Annotated in this window: 14 protein-coding genes; 3 read left to right on the top strand and 11 right to left on the bottom strand. The window is 55.1% G+C overall.

The features are described from left to right. Positions 1-5: 5 nt before the first annotated feature. The 8 genes from phnK to RTX30_RS12755 all read right to left on the bottom strand — a co-directional run bounded on the left by phnK (position 6) and on the right by RTX30_RS12755 (position 5435). Positions 6-764, bottom strand: a complete 759-nt coding sequence (gene phnK, locus RTX30_RS12790; protein ID WP_312690298.1) for a phosphonate C-P lyase system protein PhnK — start codon at positions 762-764, stop codon at positions 6-8. Further along, positions 761-1609, bottom strand: coding sequence for an alpha-D-ribose 1-methylphosphonate 5-phosphate C-P-lyase PhnJ (locus RTX30_RS12785; protein WP_312690296.1), 849 nt, complete (start codon positions 1607-1609; stop codon positions 761-763). Before RTX30_RS12785 ends, phnK begins: the two co-directional genes overlap by 4 nt. Beyond that, complete coding sequence (locus RTX30_RS12780) at positions 1602-2669, bottom strand: carbon-phosphorus lyase complex subunit PhnI (RefSeq protein ID WP_312690294.1); 1068 nt, start codon at positions 2667-2669, stop codon at positions 1602-1604. The genes RTX30_RS12785 and RTX30_RS12780 overlap by 8 nt, the downstream gene beginning before the upstream one ends. Continuing rightward, positions 2669-3253, bottom strand: coding sequence for a phosphonate C-P lyase system protein PhnH (gene phnH, locus RTX30_RS12775; RefSeq protein ID WP_312690292.1), 585 nt, complete (start codon positions 3251-3253; stop codon positions 2669-2671). The genes RTX30_RS12780 and phnH overlap by 1 nt, the downstream gene beginning before the upstream one ends. After that, positions 3250-3702: a phosphonate C-P lyase system protein PhnG gene (phnG, locus tag RTX30_RS12770; RefSeq protein WP_312690290.1), complete on the bottom strand. Its 453-nt coding sequence runs from the start codon at positions 3700-3702 to the stop codon at positions 3250-3252. The genes phnH and phnG overlap by 4 nt, the downstream gene beginning before the upstream one ends. Beyond that, on the bottom strand, positions 3703-4428 hold the full coding sequence (phnF, locus tag RTX30_RS12765) for a phosphonate metabolism transcriptional regulator PhnF (RefSeq protein WP_312690508.1): 726 nt from the start codon (positions 4426-4428) through the stop codon (positions 3703-3705). Between the two features lie 155 nt (positions 4429-4583). After that, complete coding sequence (gene yjdN / locus RTX30_RS12760; RefSeq protein WP_312690288.1) at positions 4584-5009, bottom strand: VOC family metalloprotein YjdN; 426 nt, start codon at positions 5007-5009, stop codon at positions 4584-4586. A gap of 90 nt (positions 5010-5099) precedes the next feature. Continuing rightward, positions 5100-5435 carry a zinc ribbon domain-containing protein YjdM gene (locus RTX30_RS12755; RefSeq protein WP_312690286.1) on the bottom strand — a complete coding sequence of 112 codons (336 nt, stop codon included), beginning with the start codon at positions 5433-5435 and terminating at the stop codon, positions 5100-5102. A 609-nt stretch (positions 5436-6044) separates the two neighbouring features. On the opposite strand from RTX30_RS12755, the gene crfC reads away from it, so the two are divergent. Together crfC and RTX30_RS12745 are read left to right on the top strand one after the other, a co-directional pair. Next, positions 6045-8399 carry a clamp-binding protein CrfC gene (gene crfC, locus RTX30_RS12750; RefSeq protein ID WP_312690284.1) on the top strand — a complete coding sequence of 785 codons (2355 nt, stop codon included), beginning with the start codon at positions 6045-6047 and terminating at the stop codon, positions 8397-8399. Then, positions 8396-9274, top strand: coding sequence for a diguanylate cyclase regulator RdcB family protein (locus RTX30_RS12745; protein WP_312690283.1), 879 nt, complete (start codon positions 8396-8398; stop codon positions 9272-9274). Before crfC ends, RTX30_RS12745 begins: the two co-directional genes overlap by 4 nt. Positions 9275-9366: 92 nt before the next feature. Here the strand turns inward: RTX30_RS12745 and kdgT are convergent, their stop codons facing one another. Continuing rightward, the gene (gene kdgT / locus RTX30_RS12740; protein WP_312690506.1) at positions 9367-10365 is read right to left on the bottom strand and encodes a 2-keto-3-deoxygluconate transporter; all 999 of its coding nucleotides are present in this window, start codon (positions 10363-10365) and stop codon (positions 9367-9369) included. A gap of 606 nt (positions 10366-10971) precedes the next feature. Between kdgT and proP the strand changes: the two genes are divergently transcribed. Further along, positions 10972-12474, top strand: a complete 1503-nt coding sequence (gene proP, locus RTX30_RS12735) for a glycine betaine/L-proline transporter ProP (RefSeq protein ID WP_312690282.1) — start codon at positions 10972-10974, stop codon at positions 12472-12474. Positions 12475-12512: 38 nt separating this feature from the next. Here proP and RTX30_RS12730 read toward each other — a convergent pair whose 3' ends face one another. Together RTX30_RS12730 and RTX30_RS12725 are read right to left on the bottom strand one after the other, a co-directional pair. Continuing rightward, the gene (locus tag RTX30_RS12730; RefSeq protein WP_312690281.1) at positions 12513-13466 is read right to left on the bottom strand and encodes a nickel/cobalt transporter; all 954 of its coding nucleotides are present in this window, start codon (positions 13464-13466) and stop codon (positions 12513-12515) included. 73 nt (positions 13467-13539) lie between these two features. After that, positions 13540-15492 (bottom strand): tetratricopeptide repeat protein, encoded by a 1953-nt coding sequence (locus RTX30_RS12725; protein WP_312690279.1) that lies wholly within the window; start codon positions 15490-15492, stop codon positions 13540-13542. Positions 15493-15540: the final 48 nt, after the last annotated feature.

The following is a 15540-nucleotide window of genomic DNA, read 5'->3' as shown; positions in this document are numbered from 1 at the left end:
GCTCCTTAATTTTGTAAGACCGAGGAGACCAGCAATTGGGTATAAGGATGATGAGGATCGTCGAGCACGCGGTCGGTTAACCCACTTTCCACCACCTGACCCTGTTTCATCACCAGCAGGCGATTTGCCAGCAGGCGTGCCACGCCGAGATCATGGGTGACCATTACCACCGCAAGGTTCATTTCCACCACCAGACTGCGCAGCAGATCCAGCAGTCGCGCCTGTACGGACACATCCAGCCCGCCAGTCGGTTCATCCATGAACACCAGTTTGGGCTGGGTGACGAGGTTGCGAGCGATCTGCAGGCGCTGCTGCATGCCGCCGGAAAAAGTGGTGGGCAAATCATCTATACGGGAGGGGGGGATCTCGACATCGCTCAGCCACTGCTCCGCCGTGGCGCGGATCGCGCCGTAATGCCGGGCCCCTTTCGCCATAAGGCGCTCGCCAATATTGCCACCAGCGGAAACCTGCCGACGCAGACCATCGAGTGGGTGCTGATGGACGACGCCCCACTCGGTACGCAACAGGCGACGGCGCTCGGCCTCACTCATCGCATAGAGTGAACGGCCCTGATAGATAACATCACCCTGCTGGGGCGGCAGGCGGGCTGAGAGAGCATTCAGCAGCGTGGTTTTACCGGAACCGGACTCGCCGACAATGCCCAGTACTTCGCCTGGCCATAAATCAAACGACACATCAGTAAAACCTTTACCCGGGGCGTACAGATGTGAAAGTTGGTGCACCGAAAGCAGCGGTTGGATCATTTACGTAAAGCCTCGCTCTGTTGGCGGCAGTAGTCAGTATCCGAGCAGACGAACATCCGTTTTCCGGTATCATCCAGCACCACTTCGTCCAGATAGCTGTGGATCGATCCGCAAATAGCGCAGGGCTGATCCCATTTTTGCGGCGCAAAGGGGTGATCTTCAAAGTCGAGACTGACGACGGGGGTATAAGGTGGCACGGCATAAATGCGTTTTTCGCGCCCGGCACCAAACAGCTGCAGGGCAGGCATCATATGCATTTTGGGGTTATCAAATGCCGGAATGGGGGACGGATCCATGACGTAGCGGTCGTTCACTTTAACGGGCCAGGCGTAGCGGGTGGTGAAGTTGCCAAAGCGGGCGATATCTTCATACAGCTTCACCTGCATAACACCGTACTCTTCCAGTGCGTGCATGGTGCGGGTTTCGGTTTCGCGAGGCTCGATAAAGCGCAGCGGATCCGGGATAGGTACCTGATAAATGAGGATTTGATCATTGACCAACGGCGTTTCCGGAATGCGGTGTCGGGTCTGGATCAGCGTGGCGTCGGTGGTGCGTTCGGTGGTTTCCACCCCCGTTACGCGACTGAAGAACTGGCGAATGGAAACCGCGTTGGTGGTGTCATCCGCGCCCTGATCGATCACCTTCAACACGTCGTCTTCACCGATCACGCTGGCTGTGAGCTGAATACCGCCCGTGCCCCAGCCATAGGGCATGGGCATTTCCCGCCCGCCGAACGGCACCTGATAACCGGGTATCGCCACCGCTTTCAGCAGCGCACGGCGGATCATGCGTTTGGTCTGCTCATCAAGGAAGGCGAAGTTATAGCCAGTCAGCGCGTTAGCCACGGTGCTTCTCCTGTTGCAGTTGGCGCAGTAAGTCCAGTTCAGCCTGGAAATCAACGTAATGGGGAAGTTTGAGGTGTGAGACAAAACCGGCCGCTTCGACATTATCGGCATGTGCCAGCACGAACTCTTCGTCCTGTGCCGGGCTGCGCACCGGTTCGCTGTATTCGGCGGTTTGCAGGGCGCGGTCAACCAGCGCCATTGCCATCGCTTTACGCTCGCTCATGCCGAAGACAAACCCGTAGCCACGGGTAAAATGCGGCTTTTCATCCTCAGGTGCGACGAAACCGTTGACCATTTCGCACTCGGTTATCAGCAATTCGCCGATGTTGACTGCAAAACCCAGTTCTTCCGGCACGATATGGACATCGACATAGCCACTGCGGATCTCCCCTGCAAAAGGGTGGTTGCGCCCGTAGCCGCGTTGCGTGGAGTAGGCCAGCGCCAGCAGGTACCCTTCATCGCCACGCGCCAGTTGTTGTAACCGCGAGGCGCGTGAGCAGGGATACACTGGCGGTTGACGGGTTACGTCATCCGGTGTGGCACCGCTGTCGTGCTCCGCTTTCGCCAGCCCTTCATTGACCAGCAGGCTAAACACATGTGGTGTGCTCTCTTGCGGGCATGGTGCGGCTTTCTTCAGCGGCGGCGTTTCACCTTCGGCGAGCAGGGCAAAGTCCAGCAACCGATGGGTGTAATCATAGGTAGGGCCAAGTAACTGGCCGCCGGGAATATCTTTATAAACGGCGGAAATACGGCGTTCTAAACGCATGTTGGCGCTGTCGACGGGTTCACTCACAGCCAGACGCGGTAACGTCGTGCGGTAAGCGCGCAGCAGAAAGATGGCTTCGACGTTATCGCCGCTGGCCTGTTTTAGCGCCAGTGCGGCTAGCTCACGATCGGCGATGCCACCTTCGGTCATCACCCGATCGACTGCCAGATGCAACTGTCCGGCGACTTGCCCGACGCTAAGTTCGGGCAGTTCACTGTCGCCACGGCGTTTATGTTCCTGCAGAGCGTGGGCGGCAGCTATCGCCTTTTCGCCCCCCTTGACAGCAACGTACATCAGCACACCTCCACAAGTGTGGTTCTGGGGATGGCCAGCGCCCGGTCGCCGCAGGTCAGGATCACATCAATACCGGTCGGGAACGAATGCGGGCGGTCGGTAAACTCATCGGTAATGCATTCCGGCAGTTGCGGCGCAATCATGCGCTCCTCAAGAATGCCCGGGCCAGTCAGGCGCAGCATGCGCCCGCCGCTTAATCCCTGAAGTTGCAAAATTAGCGTGGCGCTGGTTTCGGGGCTGAAGGCGGTGCCGGTCGGCAGTGCGCTTAGTTGCCCGGCGCTCAGGGTGTGATCGGCGACGGCAAAGAGCGACTGCTGCGGTTGATCCACCAGGGGCGCGTTGGTATGAAAGCGCAGATTCTGGCGCACCAAATCATGACTCAGCGCGCCGGAGATCCAGATTGGCGTGTCGTTATCCACCAGCGTCAGCAGTACGCTGGTGGAAGCCGCACCCAGCGGCGGCCAGCCATGTTTCAATTGCGGCAGCGAGACGATAACGCCAGGCTCGCTCATGGCTTTTAGCAGACGGCGAAAACAGTGTTGAGCATCATGAACAGCGGATGCGAATGCGGGTTGTAAGGTCATGCGTTATCTCCGCGAACCAGGGTAAAAAAGTCGACCCGGCTGGCGTTGACTTCGGCCTGGCGTGCCTGAAGGCGCGCGGCTCGGTCCGCTTCCAGCGGGACAATAAGGGTTTCCATCAGGGTTGGGTAATGCTCGGGTTCCTGTAGCAATGCATCGCACACCGCGCAGCGTTCGGCATGACCTTTATCGCGGCCAAGCACCCAACTGAAGCCGAGCTGACCGCTACCGAGTTGGACGACAGCGCGGGTTAATGTGGCATCGCCAGGGAAAAAACGATCGCCGGTCGCGCCCATACGTGCCTGGATCTGCACCAGCCCGGTTTGCGGCGCGCGAACAAACTCATAGTCCGGAGCCAGCCCGAGCGTGCGCATTCGTGCCCGCAGCATCTCCGGAGTGGACTGGGCGAGCGCCGCCATCCAGCGCTGGCGAGTGGAGGTATCAAAATGCATTCAGTGCTCCATGGTGAATTCGATCATGTCGGCACGCGTCAGGCTTACGGAGTATTCCGTGGCATTGATCTCGCCTTCACGATGATTAAGCGTCCGCACGCAAAGCAGCGGCGCCATATTCGGGATCTCCAGCCAGCGGCTCTCTTTCGCCTGTGCGCGTCGTGCGCTAATGCGCGTCTGGGTGCGTTTCAGGTCAATGGCGGCGTGCTCGCGCAGAAAGTCGTGCAGCGAGCCGCTGTCGAACTGTTGCAGCAGCGGCCACAGCGCCATGTCGGAGAAGTAGTGGTCAATCAGACACAGGGCGATGCCATTGACCCGGCGGCGGGTGCGCAAATGAATAACGTTATCGCCCTCCTGCACTCCCAGCGCGTCGGCGACGTGACTGGAGGCCGGGCGCAACACTGCCAGCAGACGTTCGCTGGTGGGATGGCTTCCCTGATCGAGTAAGTTCTGGCTGAAACGCGCCTGTGCATTGAGCGGGTAATCGAACGGGCGCGTAAGCACCATAACGCCCACGCCCTGACGGCGCTGGACCCAGCCTTTTTCCACCAGTTGATCAATGGCGCGGCGTAAGGTGTGGCGGTTAACCTCAAAGCGTGCGGCCAGTTGCTGCTCAGCGGGAAGCCAGTCGCCGCAGCGATAGTGGCTGCGCAGTTCTTGCTCGAGCCTGGCGGCGATCTCCTGGTAGCGTGTTGGGTAACTGGTCGGATGTCTGGATAAGTGCATGGTCATCAAAGCCCCGCAGGCCACAGAAAGTGTGCCCTTATGCTGAGGGGGAAATGTTGCATTTGGGTTATGCGTGGATTGCGCGGGGATGAATCTTGCAAGCGTAAGAAAAAAACGGCAGACGCGGGTGGCTACCGTTCAGGCAGGATGAGACGTTACTGGGGTTTGGCGACGTTTACCATCCATGGGATGCCGAATTTGTCGGTCACCATACCAAAACCCTCCGCCCAGAATGTCTCCTGCCAGGGCAGGGTGACGTGCCCGCTGTCGGCAAGGGCATCGAACCAGGCTTTACCTTGTGCCAGATCCTGGGTGGCGAGGCTCAATGTAAAGCCATTGCAGGCGGCATCGTTCTGTTTACCATCGCTCATCATGATCTCGCTGCCTGCTATACGCAGGTTGGCGTGAGCAATATCGCTATCGTTAAATGTTTGGCCAGCGGCACAGCCTTCATCGGCGTCGGGTTCAGGCATTTCGCCGAAAGTTATTTTATAAGTTAATTCAGCATTTAACGCGTTTTGATAGAACTGTATGGCCTGATGACATTGACCAGAAAAAGAGATGTAGGGACTGAGGGGCATAATCATTACCTCGGGTAACGAGTCTGCGGATAAGTGTAGAGGTGCCGGTAAAGGTAAACCAGGCGGGGAGCAAAAACTCCCCGTCATTCATTAGTTCTTTTTAACGAATTCTGATTTCAGTTTCATTGGCCCAAAACCGTCGATTTTACAATCGATATTATGATCGCCTTCTACCAGACGAATATTCTTCACTTTGGTGCCAATTTTTAACATTGAAGAACTGCCTTTTACTTTCAAGTCCTTAATAACAGTTACGCTGTCGCCATCGGCTAACAGATTGCCGTTAGCATCCTTGACGATTAATTCGTCGACATCGGAGCTGGGGGCTGCGTCGCTCCACTCGTGCGCGCATTCCGGGCAAATGAACAGGCCGTTATCCTCGTAAGTGTATTCGGAGTCACATTGTGGGCAGTGGGGCAGTTGCATAGGGTTTTTCCTCAAAAAATACATAAAGCACAGGCACTTAGCGGGTGCAAAAAAGGCGTATTGCCTGAAAAGGCCGCAATTATACAGCAAAACCGTATAGTTGACGTTGTTATTATTTTTTCACATAAAAGATAAAAAGGTGATGTGGCTGACATAACCTGTCATTCGCTTAAGCGATGCTAATCCCGGATAAGCCACTAAGGAAAAACTGATGCGAACATTTAGAATATTTTAGGGTGGAAATTGCCACCATTTACTAATTCATATATTGTGGCAGTTAGTATCCGGTGTAATTCGCCACAAACTGTCATACCTGCTGTGTCTGCCGCCATTGGCAGATAATTACCTCTCAAATTGGGTGGGTAAATAAATGACGATATATCCAGGTTGTTCTTGAAAATGAGCTACGCTCTAACTCTCCGGTTTTTTATGACCGGGGGCGTATTGCTGTCACTTTTTGAGAGAAAAAATATACTTTCCTGAGTCCCATCAGGTATTTATCTTTTTGAAGATATTTTCCACACGTAATTATAAAAGCCGAAACTTCACTAATAAAAGATCGCGGCTAAATAAAAGTAAGAAAATTTGCGTTAAGGAAAGACTTTTGACATGCACACACAAACAATTTTTGAGTTAAGCCAGGAAGCAGAGAGATTGTTACAACTTTCTTTGCATAATCTCCAGGCCCTGAAAAAAATGCCGGTGGCGACGCTTGATGAGGCGGCGATTCCCGGCATGGCGGATAACGCCAATGTGCTTCCTTTACATTTCAGCGCTCGTGGCGTTGAGGCTCAGCAGGCCACACTGCATAACGAATTCCGCAAAATAACTCGCCTGGAAATGGTGCTGGCTATTGTCGGCACCATGAAGGCAGGCAAATCAACCACCATCAATGCGATAGTGGGTACTGAGGTTTTGCCTAATCGTAATCGGCCAATGACGGCGCTGCCGACACTTATTCGGCATACTCCGGGCCAGAAAGAGCCTATTCTTCATTTTTCGCATGTCGGGCCGATTGACGCGCTGTCACAGCAATTACAAACCCGCCTATTTAATTACGATCGTGACAAACTGGCGCAAAAAATCGAAATCGATAAAGACATGGCCGGTTTGCTGGACCGTATCGCTCAGGGTAATGCGTTCGATAAACACTATCTGGGTGCTGAGCCGATCTTTCACTGCCTGAAGAGCCTGAATGATTTAGTTCGCCTGTCGAAAGCGCTGGATGTGGATTTCCCCTTTTCGGCGTATGCCGCTATTGAGCATATTCCGGTCATTGAAGTGGAATTTGTCCATCTGGCGGGGCTGGAGAAAGAGCTGGGCCAGTTGACGCTGCTGGACACCCCCGGCCCAAACGAAGCCGGTCAGCCCCATCTGCAGAAAATGCTTAATGAACAGCTAGCGCGGGCCTCTGCGGTACTGGCGGTCATGGACTATACGCAGCTTAAATCGATATCCGATGAAGAAGTGCGTCGCGCGGTTTCTGCAGTGGGTCGTTCGGTTCCGCTGTATGCGCTGGTCAATAAGTTCGATCAAAAAGATCGTAACAGCGACGATGAAGATCAGGTTCGGGCGCTGATTTCCGGCACGCTGATGAAAGGCCATATCAATCCTTCGCAGATATTTCCTGTTTCTTCCATGTGGGGCTATCTGGCGAACCGGGCTCGCAACGAGATCAAACACCAGGGTCGGTTACCGGATCCCCAGGATCAGCGCTGGGTGCAGGACTTTGCCGAGGCGGCGCTGGGACGTCGCTGGCGTACTGCCGACTTAGACGATATAGAGCACATTCACCATGCAGCTGAATTGCTGTGGCAGGACTCTCTGTTTGAACAGCCGATCCGCAAACTGCTGCATGCCGCCTATGCCAACGCGTCACTCTATGCGCTGCGTTCGGCTTCGCACAAATTACTGAATTACACCCAAAGCGCTCGTGAATACCTCGATTTCCGTTATCAGGGACTGACCGTTGCCTATGAGCAACTGGAACACAATATTACGCGGCTGGAAGAGGATATGGCGCTGCTTCACACTTGCCAGGAAGGCGTCAGTGATGAAATCCAGCATGAGGTTGAAGGGGCGCTGGCGGCGGCGGAAACCTTTATTCATGGTCAGCAGTTTGAAATTGTTGAGGCCATTGATGGCTGGTTCCACGATGGAAAACTGGCGCGTATCGCTCGCGAGAGTAAAGCGGACTTGCGGCTGGATGATGCGCTGAACCCTCATCAACTGATACTGGAAGATGAAGGTCAGGCGCAAAGCGTGCTCAGCAAAATCCGCTCGGCATGCGAGACAATTTTACTGGCGGCCCAGGATCGTATCAGCCGCGAGCTGGCACTGCGTTTTGACGAACTGGAAAATACGCTGGGCCGTTCGCTGAACGACGCCATGCGTCCTATCGAGATGCGCATAAAAGAAGAACTGAGTCATGCCGGCTTCCGGGCGCGTATCAGTTTTCCGGCTTTTCAGCCCAGTACGCTGAATTTTAATACTCGCGCGTTGTTCAGCAATGCAATCGCATCGGAAGATGTGCCTGCCGGGCAGGCGATGCGTGGCAACAGCGTGCGGGAAACGGTCTCGCGCTGGCTAAATAATCCCAGCTGGGGTTGGGAAGATTATGTGGTAACCCGTACCCGTTATGTTATCGATATCGCAACGTTACACGCCAAATTGATTGATCATATTGCCCATTTTTGCGCACAAATCCGTAAAGCTTTAGCCGCGCAGGTCGATGTTTCTGTTACGGCAGGGATGGCAACATTTTTCGCCGAGTTCTCGTTAAGTCTGGCGGGACTGCAGGAAAGTTTGCGTGACAGCCTGACGATACGGCAGCAAAACGAGTCGTCAGTGCTAGCGTTGCAGCAACATTTGCAACACTGCATCAAGACGGCGAATTGGATCCATGAGGACGCACGTCTGTTACGCGATGACATACAAACTCTATTCGCAGCAGATCAACCATGAAAAATCGACTACTGGATGGGCCGGGACGAGTACTGGAATGTATTCATCCGAAATTTATCGTGGATTTGGTGCAGGGCGGCGATGCCTCGCGCCAGAGCGCTATTGTGCCGCAACAGCAGCTATTTCGTGAACGTCTGACGCAGGAAGTCATGGCACAAACGCAACTGCGCCCGTGGGCGATGTCGGGCGTGCTAAACGAGAATGATGCGTTGCGGCTTGGCCTGGCCGAGAAACTCGCCAGCATGCTTGATCCTGGCCACCTGGCATTAAGCCGTATTACCCAGCGCCTGACGGCAATGCAACAGGCTGAACGCCGCCCTGCCAATACGACGCCGGGTTTACATCAACAGTATGATGAACTGGTAGAGCATTTTAGCCAGCGTACCGCGTGGAAAGAGAAAGCATTGACGCAGCGCGGGCTGGCAGTGCAGGCAGGGAACCATAGCGAGCACGTCTTTACCCAGTGGCGCGCCGGGAATTATAACGGCTGGTCGATGGCCGGACGCTGCTATGTCGCTCTGGAGGAGTTGCGCTGGGGGGCTTTTGGCGATGCCTGCCGGCTGGCGAATGCCGACGTGGCAAAAATGCTGAAAGATAATGTGCGTGTCATGGCGGCGGATTTTCTGGCGCAGGAGATCAACGCTGCGCCCACCACGCGCCACTTCTATCATCAATGGCTGGCGACGCCTTCTACGCCAGGGCTGATGGACTACAAAGATCTCCTTGGCTGGCTGGGTGACTGGTGTGACGTTGAGCAGCACCCCATTTGCTGGTCGGTCACGCAGAGCTGGCAAACGGTGGCGCTTGGCATGCCGCGGCTCTGTTCAGCAACGCGTATAGCCACTGCCATGGTAGAAGAGATTTTCGGCGACTAAGCGGTATGCCCTGCAATGGTCTGGCCGGAGCGGTCGTCAATTGCAGGACATAGCGGACAGCAAAAGCCCCGAAAGGGGCTTTTTTATCACGTTTAATGGCTGGCGGATTCGACCGTTTTTTCCGCTTCGCTGGCGGCAGCCGGGATTGCGCCGAAGCGTTTTGCATACAGTGCGGTGATGATAGGCACCAGAATCGCAGTGACAATCACACTGGCGGCGACCAGCGCCGTGGCAGAGGCGGCGACTGGTTCAAACGCCGGATTAATCTGCGCGATGATCACCGGGTTAGCGACTGCTGCACCGGCAGCGGAAGAGGCTGCCACACCCGCGGTGCCGTTGCCACCGCCGATCAAACGGTCGGCAATAATCAGCGGAATACCCGTAATGATGATTACCGCCACGCCGAGGACGATCCCCAACAGGCCGGTATCCATAATCACACGCAGATTGATCGTGTTACCTAACGCAAAGCCGAAGAAGGGGATCAGTACCGGCGTGGCTTTGCTGAAAAATGCCCGCAGGTCATGATCGAGGTTACCGAGCGTAAAACCAATCAGGAACGGCAGTACAGCGCCCACAAAATGGTGCGGCTCGAATGAGGCCAGCCCGGCAGATCCGAGGATCACCATCGTCATCAACGGGCCGGATTCCAGCGACATCAGGACAAACGCGCCAGACTCTTCTTTACTGCCGTACTGGTTCATCAGGCTGGCATACAGACCGCCGTTGGTCATATCCATTGCGGAAACGATAGCCAGTACGGAAAGGCCGGCAAAGAACCCGGTCTGGATACCGGTGTCCGGAATAAACGAGGCGGCAATCATCGCCACCAGCCATGCGACAGCGATTTTGGTCAGTACCAGCGTACCGGATTTGCGTAATACCGTGCCGGTAGCGCGTAAATCAATTGACGCGCCAATACAAAAAAACCACACCGCCAGAATGGGCACCGTGCCGGTGATCATTCCTTTGGTAAAGGAACCAAAATAAGCGCCGGTGTCTGGTGCGAGTGTATTCAAAACTGCCCCTAAGATCAGAGGGATTAGCATCATCCCGCCGGGAATACGTTCAATTGTGGCCTTAATTTTCATCATGAACCCTCATTTCTCGTCATTAACATGAGCGAGGAAACCCAAAGATTAATATGTAATATTTTCAATTAATTAGAATGGTATGACGTCAGGAGGTACTTTCCAGTCTGCGGTTATTGCCCGGCATGGCTGGCCGGAACAAGGGCATAACCGTTTTCTGTACCGCTGTTTCTGCGCGTATAATCCGATCTTTGGAATATCGATTCAATAAGAATAAAACATCGTTTTAGTTATCTTCGTCACATATTTTATGTAAAGATTTTCTGAGCCATTCCGTAATGAAAAGGCCTGTAAATGGGTTGTAAAAAAACGGCAAAATACCAGTTGTATGCTAATGATTTCGTGGGTGATTATTTTGGGCCAGAAGAGGGGGTTGATTATCACTGGAGAGAATTATGTGAATTTGATCACTTTTTGAAACCCTGTTAGGGTAAAAAGGTCATTCACTGCCCAACAGGCGTCAACAGGTTCGGTTGTACAGGCAGTCGCTGCCAGTGTAAGTAAACCTGCTACGCTTGAATATATCAGTGGGAAACACTGTAAAAACGCCCGGCAGGGAAAGGATAGTCGGGCGGTCAGGGCGAGAGTCTAAAGAGGAAAACAGGCATGCTAAAAAGGAAAAAAATAAAACCTATTACGCTTCGTGATGTGACCATCATTGATGATGCCAAATTGCGTAAAGCGATTACCGCAGCGTCGCTGGGTAATGCCATGGAGTGGTTTGATTTTGGTGTTTATGGCTTTGTGGCTTACGCACTGGGTAAGGTCTTCTTCCCTGAGGCAAATCCCAGCGTACAGATGATCGCTGCGCTTGGGACCTTCTCCGTACCTTTCCTTATTCGTCCACTGGGTGGCCTGTTCTTCGGCATGCTGGGCGACAAATACGGTCGGCAGAAAATCCTCGCCATTACCATTGTAATTATGTCCGTCAGTACCTTCTGTATCGGGCTTATTCCCTCGTATGCGTCCATTGGCATCTGGGCGCCGATACTGCTGTTGCTGTGTAAGATGGCGCAGGGCTTCTCAGTCGGTGGGGAATATACCGGCGCGTCTATTTTCGTTGCCGAGTACTCTCCGGACCGTAAACGCGGCTTTATGGGCAGCTGGCTGGACTTCGGTTCGATTGCCGGTTTTGTCCTGGGCGCAGGCGTCGTGGTGCTACTCTCCACGGTCGTCGGCGAAGATAACTTCCTGGAATGGGGCTGGCGAATTCCGTTCTTCCTGGCGCTGCCGCTGGGCATTATCGGCTTGTACCTGCGTCACGCCTTAGAAGAGACACCCGCATTTCAGCAGCATGTTGATAAGCTGGAGCAGGGCGATCGCGAAGGATTACAGGATGGGCCGAAGATCTCCTTTAAAGAGATCGCCACGAAACACTGGCGTAGCCTGCTGACCTGTATTGGTCTGGTGATTTCCACCAACGTGACCTATTACATGTTGCTGACCTACATGCCAAGCTACCTGTCACATAACCTGCATTACTCGGAAGATCATGGTGTGTTGATCATCATCGCTATCATGATTGGTATGCTGTTTGTCCAGCCGGTCATGGGGCTGCTGAGTGACCGCTTTGGTCGCCGTCCGTTTGTGTTGATGGGCAGTGTGGCGCTGTTTGCGCTGGCTATCCCGGCCTTTATCATGATTAACAGCAACATTATTGGCCTGATTTTCGCGGGGCTGCTGATGCTCGCGGTAGTGCTTAACTGCTTTACCGGCGTGATGGCTTCGACATTGCCCGCCATGTTCCCGACGCACATCCGCTACAGTGCGCTGGCGAGCGCGTTTAATATCTCGATTCTGATTGCCGGTATTACGCCGACCCTTGCCGCGTGGCTGGTGGAAAGCTCAGAAGATCTGTTAATGCCGGCTTACTACCTGATGGTGGTGGCTGTCATTGGCCTGATCACCGGTCTGACCATGAAAGAGACTGCGAACCTGCCGCTTAAAGGGGCAACGCCTGCGGCTTCGGACATTCAGGAAGCGCGGGAAATCTTGCAGGAGCATCACGACAATATTGAGCAGAAAATCGAAGATCTCGATGAAGAAATTGCGCAATTGCAGGAAAAACGAGCCCGTCTGGTGCAGCAACATCCGAAGATTAACGAGTAAGCCTGAAAGCCCGGATGGCAACGCCCTCCGGGATTTTTTCAACATCCCGCCGCAATATAATCCCCGTTAGCACTGACCGGGATCACGGTCAAAAACAGCACCACAGCAAACAACACTAGCGCCACGCCGCCTGCGATCTTTAGTACAGGCACGAACCAGCTAAGTTGACGCTTATCACGGCCAAACAGCGCCGCCGTGGTGTTACGAGCATATCGCACTGCCAGCGACAAGCCCGCAATCGACAGCGCAGTGCCAACGGCCATCGTCATCACAGCTGCAATACCCCACGTCACAATGCCCAGCGCATTCGAGAACAGCAAAATCATGATTGCCCCACTGCACGGGCGCGCGCCGATGGCGAGAATGACGCCAAGGCGTGTCTTCCAGTCGCCGCCCACACGGGCACCCACCCCATGATGGCCGCAGCCGCAGTTACCGTTGTGCTGATGCAGTGGCGAAAGGGCGGTAATGGTCAGCTTAGGTGGGCGCAGACTGTTGATGGCCTGCCATGCGATATACGCGCCGAAGCTGCCAATCATTACGGCACTGGCTTTCTCGACATACCAGCGGCTTTCGCTGAGATCGCCTGCGGCAAGGTTAAAACCGACCGCCAGAATAAAGACAAACAGAATGGCACTGACGCCCTGCATCAGGCTGCCGAGCACAGGGACCACGCGGGACGCCATCTGGCTTTCGTGGCTAGTGCTGAGCCAGGTAGTAACAATAAACTTGCCATGTCCAGGCCCGATAGCATGCAACACACCATAAAAAAATGCGCCAGTCAGCAGCCATAATCCGCCGCTGTACTGATGATTATTGAGTTGTAGCAGGTACATCACCAGATAACGGTGCAGGGTAATTTGCGTTGCCAGGCACCATTGCAGAAATGCGCCCCAGTGGGTGTGCAGTGTAAAAGCGAGCGCCAACACCACGGCCAGAAGGATAAACACGAGCGGCAGTCGCCAGTCGCGGGAGAGGGTTTGCGTGGTCATAGGCCTACGGGCATGAACAGAACATGCCCGAAGTATAGGCCGGGGCAAGAGGGGACTCCAGCCCCCGCGTCGGTTAATCTCCCGCTGGAGGGAAGCGGGCGACCAGCGCATCGGCAACGGTGTCGAGCGTCGTCGACCAGTCATCCATGGCAGGCTGGCGGAACAGGCGCATGCCCGGGTACCACGGCGAGTCGTCCCGCGTCATCAGCCAGCGCCAATCCGGAATAAACGGTAGCAGCGTCCAGCACGGGCGCTGTAGAGCCCCGGCCAGATGTACTGGCGAGGAGTCGACCGAGATAAGCAGATCCGCCAGCGTCAGGATCGCCGCGGTGTCGTCAAAGTCTGCAATCGCCTGACTGAGCGCGACGGTACGCATCCCTTCCGGCGGTGATTGCGATGCGGCATCGCCTTTTTGGATCAGTAAAAATGTGGCCTCTGCGCGCGCCAGCGGTGCCAGTTGTTGCAACTGCAGGGAGCGACGGTGATCGTTGGTATGTGTCGGGCGACCTGCCCACACCAGCGCCACCCACGGGCGCGGTACACTGGCGAGGCGTTGTTGCCACTGCGAGACACGCTCAGGATCGGCATGCAAATAGCCCGTTGCCATCGGCAGATCGCCAGGTTGCAGACGAAACAGGCGCGGTAAATCCATTAATTCACAGTAAGCGTCAAAGACGGGGGGCAGCTCACCGCGCCCGATGACCTGTTCTTCCGGAAAGGCGCGGCGCACCAGAGCCAGCAACTCCGGGGTAACGTCAAGGACAATCCGCGCCTGGCTTTGCCGCTTTGCCTGGTGCACAAAACGGATAAATTGCAGTGTGTCGCCAAACCCCTGTTCATCAAAAATCAGCAAGGTTTTATCGGGCAGCGGCTGCCCCGCCCAGCGGGTTGCGTTGATATGACGGGCAATTTGCCTTGTGTGCGCCATGTCATAGCGGTGACGATATTCCTGCCAGCCGCGGTCAAAATCGCCAGTCAGCAGTAGCGTTTCTGCCAGGTCGAAGCGGCTAACAGCATCGCCGGGAAGATGGTCGACCAGCATATGCTGAATGGCCAGCGTTTCACTCAGCTTACCCTGAACGCGCAGGACCGTGGCGAGCATATGCCAGACAGCCAGCGGACCACTGCCGGAGGCAACGAGCGGGCGCAGAAGCGTTTCGGCATCTGCAAAGCGCCCTTGCTGTAATAGTTGTAAGGCTTGTTGCAGAATTGGCGCATATTCTGCCGCACTGAGTTCCGTACTGCCGGATCCCTGGAGTTGCTGCAGTTGGGCTTGTTTTTGCCGGGTTGCCGGGTGCAAGGGGGCCAACCCCTGCAGGCGTACGAGTGCTTGTGCGGCTGGGGTGAGATCGCCGCGCGCAATGTGAATGGTGACCAGGTTGAGCCAGCCTTCTGCAAACTTGGGGTTGATTCGCAGCGCCTGCTGGCACTGGGCGAGGGCATCGTCCAGCCGCCCGGCTTCCAGCAAAAGACCGGCGACATTATTATTAATCGCGGCGTCATCAGGTGCCAGGATCAGGGCGTGTTGGTAGTGGGCCAGCGCCTCATCAAAGCGGCCAAGGCGGCGCAGGGTATTCGCGAGATTACCGTGTGCACAGGCCGAATGCGGGGTCAGTGACTGCACTTTTTCCAGGCAGAGCACACTCTCCACCAGCTTGTTTTGCTCCTGCAGCAAAATGCCGAGGTTATTCCAGGCATTCACCAATGTGGCATCGAGGCTGATGGCTTTGCGCGCCCAGCGCTCCCCTTCCTCAAGCGCCCCTTTTTGCCTGCACATCTCAGCGAGATTGCTGGCATAGAGTGCGGGAAATTTCGGGGCAGAGCAGGCTTCACGCAGATGTGCAATAGCTTGATCAATATGACCGAAGGTGTGTGCGATAAGGCCAAGCAAATGCAGGGCATCCGGTTGCCCCGGCAGTTGGTTGAGGATCAGACGGCAATAGTGTTCCGCCTGCGGCGCTTGCCCGGCGTTCCAGTGTTGCCTGGCGAGATCCAGCGCCTGCTGCAAAGAAAGGGACGTCGTCATAGTAACCCTCCATGCAAAAACGGGGGCCGTAGCGGCCCCCGTTGCGAT

Origin of the sequence: Kosakonia sp. (assembly GCF_032052965.1) — a bacterium.
Lineage (GTDB): Bacteria > Pseudomonadota > Gammaproteobacteria > Enterobacterales > Enterobacteriaceae > Kosakonia.
The sequence above is the reverse complement of the archived record's forward strand: the minus strand, read 5'-3'. Positions and strand labels throughout refer to the sequence as shown.

Coding starts and splice junctions, on each gene's coding strand:
- phnK (WP_312690298.1), bottom strand. CDS start 764: ATGATCCAACCGCTGCTTTCGGTGCACCAACTTTCACATCTGTACGCC.
- RTX30_RS12780 (WP_312690294.1), bottom strand. CDS start 2,669: ATGTACGTTGCTGTCAAGGGGGGCGAAAAGGCGATAGCTGCCGCCCAC.
- phnH (WP_312690292.1), bottom strand. CDS start 3,253: ATGACCTTACAACCCGCATTCGCATCCGCTGTTCATGATGCTCAACAC.
- phnG (WP_312690290.1), bottom strand. CDS start 3,702: ATGCATTTTGATACCTCCACTCGCCAGCGCTGGATGGCGGCGCTCGCC.
- phnF (WP_312690508.1), bottom strand. CDS start 4,428: ATGCACTTATCCAGACATCCGACCAGTTACCCAACACGCTACCAGGAG.
- yjdN (WP_312690288.1), bottom strand. CDS start 5,009: ATGCCCCTCAGTCCCTACATCTCTTTTTCTGGTCAATGTCATCAGGCC.
- RTX30_RS12755 (WP_312690286.1), bottom strand. CDS start 5,435: ATGCAACTGCCCCACTGCCCACAATGTGACTCCGAATACACTTACGAG.
- crfC (WP_312690284.1), top strand. CDS start 6,045: ATGCACACACAAACAATTTTTGAGTTAAGCCAGGAAGCAGAGAGATTG.
- RTX30_RS12745 (WP_312690283.1), top strand. CDS start 8,396: ATGAAAAATCGACTACTGGATGGGCCGGGACGAGTACTGGAATGTATT.
- kdgT (WP_312690506.1), bottom strand. CDS start 10,365: ATGAAAATTAAGGCCACAATTGAACGTATTCCCGGCGGGATGATGCTA.
- proP (WP_312690282.1), top strand. CDS start 10,972: ATGCTAAAAAGGAAAAAAATAAAACCTATTACGCTTCGTGATGTGACC.
- RTX30_RS12730 (WP_312690281.1), bottom strand. CDS start 13,466: ATGACCACGCAAACCCTCTCCCGCGACTGGCGACTGCCGCTCGTGTTT.
- RTX30_RS12725 (WP_312690279.1), bottom strand. CDS start 15,492: ATGACGACGTCCCTTTCTTTGCAGCAGGCGCTGGATCTCGCCAGGCAA.